This window comes from Acinetobacter sp. YH12094 (assembly GCF_013419295.1).
Lineage (GTDB): Bacteria > Pseudomonadota > Gammaproteobacteria > Pseudomonadales > Moraxellaceae > Acinetobacter > Acinetobacter amyesii.
On the sequence record NZ_VPAK01000042.1, the window covers coordinates 1 to 11,272 of the forward strand.

An 11,272-nucleotide genomic window follows, 5' to 3' on the forward strand; every position below is an offset into this window, starting at 1 on the left:
TTGTTCCATTTTAGAGATTTGTTTAAGATAAGATATAACTCATTGAGATGTGTCATAGTATTCGTCGTTAGAAAACAATTATTGTGACATTATTTCAATGAGTTATCTATTTTTGTCGTGTACAGAGCGTATTTTTATTCTTTTCATTGATAAAGCTTAATTTCACTTCACGACTTTTTTGTGACTTATCCGGTGGATCATTATCAACTTTTAGCTGTGTATCCTCAGGGAGTAAATACTTCAGTCCCGTAATCAGATGTTGAATGGACCAATCGACACGTGGCCTATTTTGCTTATCAAAACGATATTGAAAATGAATAAAGTTTTTTCTCAGCTTTCCATGTTCAATTAAAATACTCAAGGCTTCTAAAACCTGATGTTGGACCCGCTTTGGCAGTGCTGAAATCTCTACGCATTGCTTTGCTTCAAAACCTTTCTTTAAGGCTTTTTCATATAAGGAGATGAGTTCATCTTCACTAAAATCCTCATTATTTTGAGGCTTTTTTACCGCCATCCACTTAGTAGCGAGCTTTTTACTGCGTAATACCCAATCATGGTCCTCATAAGCTCTATATTTAATGTAATCATGGATGATGGTAGATACAGATACATTTTTACTTATTTTAGGCTGAACAGGTTTAACTGAATCCACTTTTTTGAGTGCATAAGTGGCATGATAAAAATCGAAATACTGGCCTTTTCGTATTATATGATTAAGATCCACAATTTCTGTGTTAGCACTTGTTAAGTCATTTTGAAGTATCAGTTTGATCGTGTCCCGATGAATTGTACAAGGCAAATGATAAATTCGATCTATCACCAACAAATCCAGCACATGTAGATAGTGAGATGCTGTTTGCTCTATGTTTGCATGCCCCATCCAGTCAGCTAGTAACCGCCACTTATGCTGTATGACAGCTTCATGCTGAATTGCAGTTTCTCCAAATAAATGCTGACGCATGACTTTACACCGGCTCCAAGTGTAATCCGTATAGGTCATGATCATCTCTTTTGAGCCTAACCAAGCGATTGCTAAATGATTCGCGGCACTATGTCTAAAGTTATGGAAAGTATAACCATGCCCTTCACCCAATATCTCATCAAAAATCACTTGGGTCATTTCACTAATATAAGCTTCACTTAAAATTTCGCCATCTTGGGCAAAAATCAATTTGTCCGCATGATTAGTTTTCGCTGGATTATGTGTAATACATTGTTTTAGATATTGCTGTACCAATGCCAACTCTTCATCGAGCATGACGGCGTTCAGATCAAGCTGACGCTTTGCGTTTTGGCTTTTGAGTTTCCGATAAACATTGTTACGTAAATTAAAACGGATCTGCACAGGTTTGGTCAGCGTATCATTACGCCAAATCAGTTCAGGACAAATGACCTCTGCCAATGTAAGTCCCCTAATTTCATTCAATCGCATCCCCAAACGAAATGCGAGTAAATACATGAGCTGTAGCTGAAAAAGATACGCTTGCTCTTTAGTTGTTTGACATTTTTCAATCTTTAAACTTAGTACCTGTTTAAGCTGATTGAACAATTTTGGGCTAATTAATTTGGCATGACAAAATTGTACACGATGATAATCATTGTATTGAAAGGTACCGACCTTAGGGACACGGTATTGTTTCATACAAAACTGATGAAATGCTTTAAGTCTGCCAAATGCATACTGTGCACGTCCGTGATTGGCCTTAGGATCAGTCTCACGTTTGGCTTGATCTCGATCATCAATACTATCTAAGATAGCGTCGTACAGTTCCTCACAATCTTCTTGATCCATGTTATCTATATCACCTGGGAACATATAGACATGGAATAAGTAATCTTTAGCGATACTACTTAAATACCGTTCGATACTATTGAGTTTCATCTTTTGAGACTTAAGATGAAAAATCCAACCCAGTAGCCTGAGCTGTGCTTCTATTAGATTTTTTTCATACAGGCCAACGTGAGGCTTCTTTTCTTCTAGTCGCTTCTGAATGCTTGTCCATCTGATCCATTTCACACGTTCACTTTTACGCTGCCGTTTCTGACGCTTATCAACTTCAGTCTGATCTTTTTCAAATAGCATCAATTCAAATGGAATTTCTTTGAGTTGCTGGTGAGCTGTAATTAAGTCTGGTACCGCCTTTTCTGTCTGTAGTGGTATATACCGCTCAATATGTGTTAACTGCGTCTGCAAGATGTTGTGATCTAACCATGCTCTCGCCTGATCAATAGGTGTTAACGACACCGTTTTGAGACGACCTCGCATAACCTCGCTTAAGCACATATCTAAGCCCGAATAAGAGTCAAGCTCAATGGCTAAGTTTGAATGATCAAAAGGTGTAAGTGAACGAAGCTCTGCTAACTGTTTATCATTACGGCGTAGTAGTTTTTTCAGACCTACGAACTGATGACTCAGATCAATTTCTTTAGGTAATTTCCCTAATACAGTAGAGATAGACTCCAAAACATATCGTGGCATCTGCTGATTCAAGGCTTGAGAGCCATGCTGTTTTATCCCTTGTATAAACAACTGTGCATAGGGATTAAGCCAAATATAACGCCACTGATACACCTGTCTATTTTCGATTTGATTACCATAAGCACGCTGTGGTACTCGATAATGCAGTGCGAGTGGTTGGATGATTGTTTTATATCCAGCATGATAAAGTTTAGTACAGATTTGGAGTTCATCTTTGACAATAGCGTTGACCAGGGTATTACCAATTGCTGTTAATTGACTTAGATCAGTACAGCCAGAGCAGTACATCAGACTTAAATAAAAATTCCCCCATAACCATGCCGGAGTAACTTCATCCTTGTATGGACAATTCCAATAGGATTTTAAGGCTATAGCAATATGATAATGTTTTTGTCCTTGCCGAAGATGTGATTCAGTACTACGAAGTTGTCTGGGTATAGGTTCTAGAAAAGTAGTTTTAGGCCATACTTTGATTGGATACGCATTCTTTGCTTGAGATAAATAGGTCTGACGCAAAGATAAAAAATATTTTTCAATAGCTTGAATATACGGTTTTTGAGCATCTTTCCGAGTAAATTTCTTCTGCTCTAAAAAACAAATAAATTCATCATAAAACTCGTACCACAAGCTATTTAGTGTGTTATCTAATAATTCAGGTCGGTCTCTTAAACTCTTAATCTGACTTTTCATTTCGGCAAATACAGAATCAACCTGAACCTGAATTTTTTGAATCAATGACTCATCTATACTCATGATAAGCCCTCAGATTGAAGTACTGAAATGTATGACAGATGCTCAATCTGCAATTGCTTAATCATGCGATCAATATTTTGGGTAAATTGATTGATATATTGTGGTAAAGATGCAGATGAATAGCGATAAAAGAGCTCCTGATTACGCTGATCATGCCCATAAACTGCTTGTATGACATTAAAAGCCAAACCTTGCTTCATCAACATATTCATATCAAAGTGTCGTAGCCAGTTATTATATAAACTGCTGAGTTGATGACCTTCAATATAGTCATTAATCCAACTTCGGTTAAGCGCAGCAATCTTAATTTTCTTACTTGCCCATTCCTCAGCAGTGGTCGGTAACGATTTCGGGTAATGGATCACTTGGCCAAACAAATCTTGCAATGTAATCTTTTTCCCAAACACAAATCGGAGGAGCTCTTCATACTGCTGAGTGACCGTATTTAAAAATTGCGTATAACGTTTAAAAGCTTGGATAAAAAATGCTGGGAGCGGTATATAGCGACCATCTTTTCGTGATTGACTGTTTTGCTTATCATCTACATACAACAACTTTAGTTTTAAATCGTAGTCACTATACTTTCCTAATAAGTTTTCCCGAGGACGGCGTGTTAGACACAATAAGCTGATATGCCACATCCAAGCACTATAGGCATTAATTCGCTCAATTATATGTTGATGTATCTGTATTTTATCAACGCAAATGGCATGTAATCGTGTAAAAAATTGACCAACATAATTTTGATTGAGTGCTAATTGGCTACCAAAACGTGATATAGACGCAGGTTCATGTTTAACAAACTGCTCTTTAAGCATTTCAATTTCTGTTTTCGTTTCTTCAACACTGAGTGTCTCTAAGTAGATCAAATAATGCTGATTCAATTCCGATGCGCTCACACCATTGTAGAAACTACTCGGTAGCTCATGGGTGCTATCTTTGCCCGATAGCACATGGGCAATATATTCATTAAAAGTACGGTGAAAAATATAGAAATACAGCTGGGCTTGGAGTTTCTCAACAGTAATTGAACCTAGCCCCTGATTCTGAGTCCATTTTTTGAGTCTTTGATTGATCTCTTGTACTGTAAGTAGCTGTTGTGATTCATTCAAAATAAGATATTCAAACCAACTGCTTGATACATGGAGATCATGCGTCACTGTTTTATTCAGTTGGTGAATCTTTAAAGTTTCAACTTTTTGTTTTGTAATATCTAAATGTAATCTGAGTCGATACTCCGCCTTCTTAGAACTACCACCTTTAATAAGCACCCCCTCATCAATCAGTTGTTTATATTGAAGCAAATGCATTGGTGATAAACCCGTCGCCAAACTCAATAAGCATGCTGCTGCAATCGCTGAATCTTGAGTAGGAGCATTATATAACTCACCCTTCAAAATATAGATAAGATGTTGGATCACATCTTTGCTCATGTAATTTGTGTTGGTTACAAACGGTTGTAGACGTCTTTGACGATGCCTCATCAAATGTTCACTATGATTGTTCAATACTGTATTAAAACGAGCTGTAGATTTAGATGTTGTATGTACAGCAATCCCCTCATCTATAAATTCAACATCTCCATCATCAGCATAAAAGATCTCCTGTCGAGCTTGAATATATGCTGGATATCCTTTAATAAGCTGTCTTTGTTCTCTCTTCTTTTGGAAACTTTTTAATTTTTTCTTTGTCGGCCAATCTGAAATTTTTATTCTTTTACGACGCGAGCGTTTTACAATCCTCCCTTGTTTTAATCGTTTAAAGATAATTTTTAAGTCATTTATATAATTTAGCACCTTAGTTTGAGTAAACTTGTGCAAATTTTGTTTTATTTTATTCTTAAGGAAACTCTCCCAGTCACTCATCACCTTGTCCTGTTCGAGTTCTAACATATATTCTATAAAGTATTCTAAGAGCCTTTTACTCTCGTCTTTTAAAGAACTTTCTTCACTTTGTTGTAGAATTGATTTTGCAATATATCGAAATAAATCAAAAATTTCTTTTTGTTTAGCTTGGGAATCTGGGATAACGGCTAATTTTATATAAAGCGCTTCAACAAAATAACTCGTTCTCAAAATGAGGTATGACCATCCAGCATGGTCTAATACATCACCCGAAGCAAAAAAGCTTAAGGCTGCAACTCGATATTCTTCACCCAGTTTACGCGCTTTAATTATCTCGTGAAAAACCTTATGCGCAGTTTTTCCAAAATCACTAAAAGTCTGCTTATCACTTTCATCTAAATCATCAAATACAGCATGCGAAATAAACTTTGTTCTGTACTCTTGGTATTGTGTTAAAAAGAGATCTTGTCTCCGTTCTCTCTTTTTCTGAACTTCCATTCGTTCACTCTTGCTCTGCATTGATTAAAGTTAAAGTCTCGATCATACCAAGCTGCTTCTTAGAACATTTCTCCATGACTTTTTGTCTCGTTTCATCTTTACGTATGTCAAAAAATTGAAGTAGTAATGGTGTAGTGAGTTCCTTACGTGTATTAAAAATTTCTAATGCCATTTTTGAATCGATATATTTTTCCATATCGCAAATAAGCTGAATCTGCGGAATATATTGGACATTTGCACGTACTGCCCTATCTGTTTTCAAAAGTTCTAAAATACGATGCCAGAGTTTTACATAAATTTTTTTAAAATTATTCTGCTTACTCTTGTTGTTGCCCGGCCTGATTTTTTCTAGTTGTTTCAGCTTAGCTTTGATGTATTCCAAGTCTTCTGTTTTGGTTGAGAAGGGTAGAACAAATTGATAAAAAAATACGAGAGTTTTTTTTATCGTTTGATCAAAACTCATGACAAAATTAGCTCAAAATATTAATACAAATAGTTATAACACTTTTTCTATTTTTTATTTCACAAATCAAAATAAATTTAGTAAGCATTTGTAATAAAATATCTTTTTAAATTTTATTCTTCCATTTTTTTATAGTTTTTAGTTATTCTATGCCGACTTTAACTGGCGACATTCCTTTGAAGGTGAAGTTCACCTGAGCGAATTTGGTAAATCCGATGAACCTGCTTGCTGGCTACAACTTGGTTATGCTTGTGGATATAGCAGCTATGTCATGAGACAAACCATTATTTATCAGGAAACCCAATGTATTGCCCAAGGTCATGATCATTGTCGGATCATTGGTAAACCCTTAATCGAATGGGAAAATGCCGAAGAACTTGTACAATTTATGTCTCCTGACCCTATATCGGACGAAATCATTGCATTACGCGCTGAATTGAATCAACTAAAACACGATATTTATACTCGTGCCGAGGTCGACTACAGCATGTTTAATGCGGTCGGAGAATCTGCGGCTTACCGCAATGTCTGTGACCTCCTCAAAAAAGCGGCTGGCAGTAAAGTCGCCGTACTCCTGTCTGAGGAAACAGGTGTTGGTAAGGAGGCTTTTGCACGAGGTATTCACTATGCTAGTCCACGCAAAGATAAGCCTTTTATAGCAGTTAACTGTGCTTGTATCCCACATGACCTGATTGAAGCTGAGCTCTTTGGCGTAGAAAAGGGGGCTTTCACAGGAGCAGTCAGTCAACGAATAGGTAAATTTGAACGTGCCCATCAAGGTACGATTTTTCTGGATGAACTGGCTGAGTTATCCCCCTCGTGCCCAAGCAGCCTTATTACGAATGTTACAAGAAGGTGAATTTGAACGTGTAGGCGATTATCAGACCCGAAAAGTCGATGTTCGAGTCGTAGCTGCCACCAATGAAGATTTGGAATTAGCTGTCAAAGAGGGTCGATTCCGTGCCGATCTGTATTTTCGCCTGAACATTTTTCCAGTACGTATTCCGCCATTACGCGAACGGCGGGAGGACATTCCTCTGCTGGTCAGTCATTTTCTTAAACGCTTTGAAAATATCTATGACAAAAAATTTAAAGGTCTTAGTGACAAAGCCAAACATTACTTTATAAATTACAATTGGCCAGGCAATATCCGTGAATTAGAGAATGTGCTGGAACGCGCAGCACTACTCACAGATGATCAACAAGAGATTAAACTACGTGATTTATTTCCAGATGTTGTAGCCGCTGAGGCAATTAGCTATCGGGAAATATTCCCTTCCAAATCATTTAATTCACAAAAAATTGCAGAACTATTTACTCCTGACTTTTCATTAGAACATTATGAACAGCAGATTATTTTACAAGCCATGCAACAGACTCAAAACAATGTCTCTGAAGCAGCACGTATACTCGGCATTAGCCGGGCAACATTGGATTATCGCTTAAAGAAATATAGGGCCTTATCGTAAGGCCCTATATTTCATACCCAAACACCCTAAACTTATATTACTGCGTGCTTTTTTAACCGATATTCCAGTGCACTGCGTGTCATATTCAAATAGCGGGCAGCTTTGGAAACATTACCTCGGTATTTATGTAATGGCGTCTGTAAAATGGTCAATTCAACATATTCCATATCCACCTGTTCTGAGCTTTGCATTAGGTGCTCAATTAGCTGATTTAAATCACTTTTAGTCACAATGCCCTTAATTTCATTAAATTTCTGTTTATTCTGGCTTAGGAAATCCTGAATGATCTGTTCTTCCAGCATTAAATCTTCTAAATCAAGTGCCGTATTATTGGACAAAAGCACCGAACGTTCCAAGATATTTCTTTATTCTCGTATATTTCCCGGCCAGTCATAGCTGTTAAAAAAGGCATACACTCGGTCACTGAAGCCATTAAATGTCTTGTGATACTGCTTCTCAAAGAAGTGGATATAGTATTCAACCAGCAGATTGATATCTTCACGGCGTTCTTTCAAAGAAGGAATCAGAACTGGATAGGTAGCTAAGCGGTAATATAGGTCACTACGGAAACGGCCCTCTTCCACTGCTTTTTTCAGGCTTTCATTGCAAGCCACCATCACTCAAACATTAGTTTTCCGGGTTTTCGTATCACCTAACAGCTCAAACTCGCCAGTTTGCAGTACACGTAGTAAAGTGATGTGTGCTGATAAAAACGGAAACTTTTACTTGGTAAATGGCTTTGTTGCACAAACCTATCTGTAACGGCTTTTTCAGCGATATAATTTCCAAATGAAGAAGCCTACACACAAAATCTACCGCACAACCAATTGGCTCGCATATAACAGAGCTCTCATTAATCATGGGAATATTGCCATTTGGTTCGACCCAAAAACACAATGGTATGCAGAACCTCAAGGCAAACAAGGTCGAAGTCAAACCTACTCCGACATAGCGATTCAATGCTGTTTGATGATCAAATCTCTATTTAGACTCATTTTACGCATGGTTACTGGTTTTGTTCAAAGCTTAATTAAACTTTGCGGATTAGATTGGACAGCACCAGACTTCACGACGCTTTGTAGAAGACAAAAGTATATTGATATTCAAATTAGCTACCAGAAAAGTCGTGATGGGTTACACAGAGGTGGTTCCACTTGTTTGAACAACTAAAAGCGTATTTATAAGTGATATTCTGCTCTAGTTAAGCCACCTTGTTTTGTTGCGGTAGCTGATCATAGTAAAACTCATTTGGTGTCATTTTGTCTAGACTCGAATGAGGTCGTTTCAAATTATAAAACTCAAAATATGCACTCAATTGCTTTTTCGCATCTGTGACACTGCTATAAGCTTTGAGATACACCTCTTCATATTTAACGCTCCGCCATAATCGTTCAACCATCACATTATCTACCCATCGACCTTTACCATCCATACTGATTTGAATGCCATTTGATTTCAATACATCAATAAATGCATCACTGGTGAACTGACTGCCTTGGTCTGTATTCAATATTTCAGGTGATCCATATTTTTCAATCGCTTCATTTAAAGCCGAAATACAAAAATCCACCTCCATACTAATCGATACCCTATGCGCAAGTACCTTGCGGCTATGCCAATCAATCACAGCACATAAATAAACAAAGCCTTTTGCCATAGGGATATACGTTATATCAGTAGACCACACTTGATTACTGCGCTGAATAGCCAATCCTTTGAGCAGATATGGATATTTACGGTGAGCTTGATTAGCCTGGCTTAAATTTGGTTTGCAATATAACGCCTGAATACCCATTTTCTTCATTAAAGTACGTGTATGACGTCGTCCTATATGATGCCCTTGACGATTCAACAAATCACGCATCATACGACTGCCTGCAAAAGGATATTGCATATGTAATTCATCAATACATCGCATCAGCTTCAGATCTGATGAGCTAACAGGTTTTGGGCGATAATAATAACAACCACGGGAGACTTTCAGCAGCTTAGCTTGCTTAGATACTGAAATCTGAAGTGAGTCGTCGATTAACTTTTGTGGTTGAAGCAGCCCAGTTTCTTCAACACACCTTCTAAAAAATCAATTTCTAATGCCTGCTCACCGATTTTTGCATGTAGCTTTTTAAGATCAATGGGGGGTTCTGATGGAGCTTTTGATTGATCGAAAGCTTGTGAGGAAGCTGAGATCAATTGATTTTTCCAGTCAATAATTTGGTTTTGATGGACATTAAACTCAGAACTCAATTCAGCATGTGTTTTTTCTGCTTTGATCGCAGCAAGTGCTACCTTAGCCTTAAAGTCGTTTGAATGATTTCTTCTTGGTCTACGTGCCATAAAATACTCCATATATTGATGTTTATAACATCATTTGAGGAGCAGAATATCAATTATAGGAGTTGTTCAAATTTCCGGATCCATCTCTGTTGAAATGAACGTTCAATATAACTGTTTTACTAATTAAAGTTATAAGTGGTTTCTTGAACTAAGAATAGCCGTTGACATCCTCACCTCCCTTAAACGGAGGTGATTCCTACAGCTAGACGCTTATGCCCAAGCGCAAGAATGTTCATGGCACTATTTAAGTCCCTATCGTGAGTGACACCACACTCACATGACCATTCTCTTATTCCAAGACCTGTCCTACCTCTCGGACTACTTGAGGTGATCTCACCGCAGCACGAACAGATTTGGGTGGTATAGGCTTCATTGACTTCTTCAAACATTACCCCTGCGTTCTCGCATTTATACTTGAGCATTGTTTTTAGTGCTGAAAACCCTGTATCTAAAACAGACTTTGCCATTTTAGTTTTTACAAGCTTTTTGGCACTTAAGTTACCTACAATTATGAGTGCATTATTTTTAACAAGTAATGTACTTGCCTTATGCAAATGGTCTTTACGGCAATTTGCAATCTTGGCGTGTAATGCACGTACACGTTTTTTATTCCTTGCTCGTTGAGCAATACCTAATTTCTTTTCGTATTGGCGATAGAACTTGGGGTTTGAAATAACCGTACCATCAGAACAGGTTGCAGTATCTTTTAAACCTAGATCAATACCTATGGCTTTGGTTGCTGTTGGTTTTTCTTGATTCGATGAATCGACCACAAGGCACACGTACCAACGCCCACGGCTGTCCTCAACAAATGAACCAGTTCTAACAGCATATTTGCTTAATCCATAGCTATCCCATAGCTTGAATTGATGTTTACCATATTGAACATATCCATCAGCGTATTTGATCGCTACTTTCTTAAACGGTATCCATCCAAGTGATTTTCTTGCTGACTTCTTGTTGCTAACACGCCATTTGAGTTTGGCTTTCTTAAACTGCTTTCTGCGTGTGACTAATTCTTCGGTGACAGCCTGAATGGTTTGGCTGTGCAAACTACACTCTTTAGATGCGCCTTTGGTGTATTGAGCAATATCAAATGCAGATAGAAATTCACCTTTTCTTTTTAGGTGCTTAAAACTTAAATCATTCACATAATTCCAAACAAAGTTCACCTCAGATGCTAATTTAATCAGCACCTTTGCGTGTTTGTCTTTTATGCGGAGTTTAAGTGTTTTCATGTGCTTATTTTAACAATAATATCTTTGTACACGACAAAAAAGATAACTCATTGAAATAATGGCATAATACTTGTTTTCTGACGACGAATATGATGACACATTTCAATGAGTTACATCTCATCTTAAACAAATATCTAAAGTGGAACAAGTCACATGCAAAATGTTTTACACTGATTATGCTTGCATTAATTGTA

At 37.4% G+C, this 11,272-nt stretch carries 7 protein-coding genes and 2 pseudogenes; 2 read left to right on the forward strand and 7 right to left on the reverse strand.

Going from position 1 to position 11,272, the window contains the following annotated elements:
- Window positions 1-106: 106 nt before the first annotated feature.
- Genes FTU34_RS16600 through FTU34_RS16610 form a run of 3 tightly spaced genes read right to left on the reverse strand, consistent with a single transcriptional unit; the run spans window position 107 to window position 6,037 of the window.
- Window positions 107-3,232: a site-specific integrase gene (locus tag FTU34_RS16600; protein ID WP_180036237.1), complete on the reverse strand. Its 3,126-nt coding sequence runs from the start codon at window positions 3,230-3,232 to the stop codon at window positions 107-109.
- A complete protein-coding gene (locus FTU34_RS16605; protein ID WP_257226316.1) occupies window positions 3,229-5,574 on the reverse strand; it encodes a hypothetical protein in 2,346 nt (781 codons plus the stop codon). The genes FTU34_RS16600 and FTU34_RS16605 overlap by 4 nt, the downstream gene beginning before the upstream one ends.
- A gap of 4 nt (window positions 5,575-5,578) precedes the next feature.
- On the reverse strand, window positions 5,579-6,037 hold the full coding sequence (locus tag FTU34_RS16610) for a hypothetical protein (RefSeq protein WP_180036239.1): 459 nt from the start codon (window positions 6,035-6,037) through the stop codon (window positions 5,579-5,581).
- A gap of 145 nt (window positions 6,038-6,182) precedes the next feature.
- On the opposite strand from FTU34_RS16610, the pseudogene FTU34_RS16615 reads away from it, so the two are divergent.
- Window positions 6,183-7,506 (forward strand): annotated as a pseudogene (locus tag FTU34_RS16615) (sigma 54-interacting transcriptional regulator); the annotation flags it as partial.
- A 32-nt stretch (window positions 7,507-7,538) separates the two neighbouring features.
- On the opposite strand, the gene FTU34_RS16620 reads toward FTU34_RS16615, so the two are convergent.
- Together FTU34_RS16620 and FTU34_RS16625 are read right to left on the reverse strand one after the other, a co-directional pair.
- Entirely contained in the window at window positions 7,539-7,862 is a 324-nt protein-coding gene (locus FTU34_RS16620) for a helix-turn-helix domain-containing protein (RefSeq protein ID WP_180036240.1), read from the reverse strand.
- Window positions 7,863-7,871: 9 nt separating this feature from the next.
- On the reverse strand, window positions 7,872-8,123 hold the full coding sequence (locus FTU34_RS16625; RefSeq protein WP_180112659.1) for a sigma 54-interacting transcriptional regulator: 252 nt from the start codon (window positions 8,121-8,123) through the stop codon (window positions 7,872-7,874).
- A gap of 172 nt (window positions 8,124-8,295) precedes the next feature.
- On the opposite strand from FTU34_RS16625, the pseudogene FTU34_RS16630 reads away from it, so the two are divergent.
- Window positions 8,296-8,646, forward strand: a pseudogene (locus FTU34_RS16630) (transposase); the annotation flags it as partial.
- A gap of 61 nt (window positions 8,647-8,707) precedes the next feature.
- Here the strand turns inward: FTU34_RS16630 and FTU34_RS16635 are convergent.
- Together FTU34_RS16635 and FTU34_RS16640 are read right to left on the reverse strand one after the other, a co-directional pair.
- Window positions 8,708-9,852, reverse strand: a protein-coding gene (locus FTU34_RS16635; protein ID WP_180112661.1) for an IS3 family transposase whose coding sequence is annotated in 2 segments (ribosomal slippage) — window positions 8,708-9,588 and window positions 9,588-9,852 — 1,146 coding nt in all. Because the reading frame shifts where the segments join, the coding sequence is not laid out codon by codon here.
- 167 nt (window positions 9,853-10,019) lie between these two features.
- A complete protein-coding gene (locus tag FTU34_RS16640) occupies window positions 10,020-11,078 on the reverse strand; it encodes an RNA-guided endonuclease TnpB family protein (RefSeq protein ID WP_180036301.1) in 1,059 nt (352 codons plus the stop codon).
- Between the last annotated feature and the right edge of the window lie 194 nt (window positions 11,079-11,272).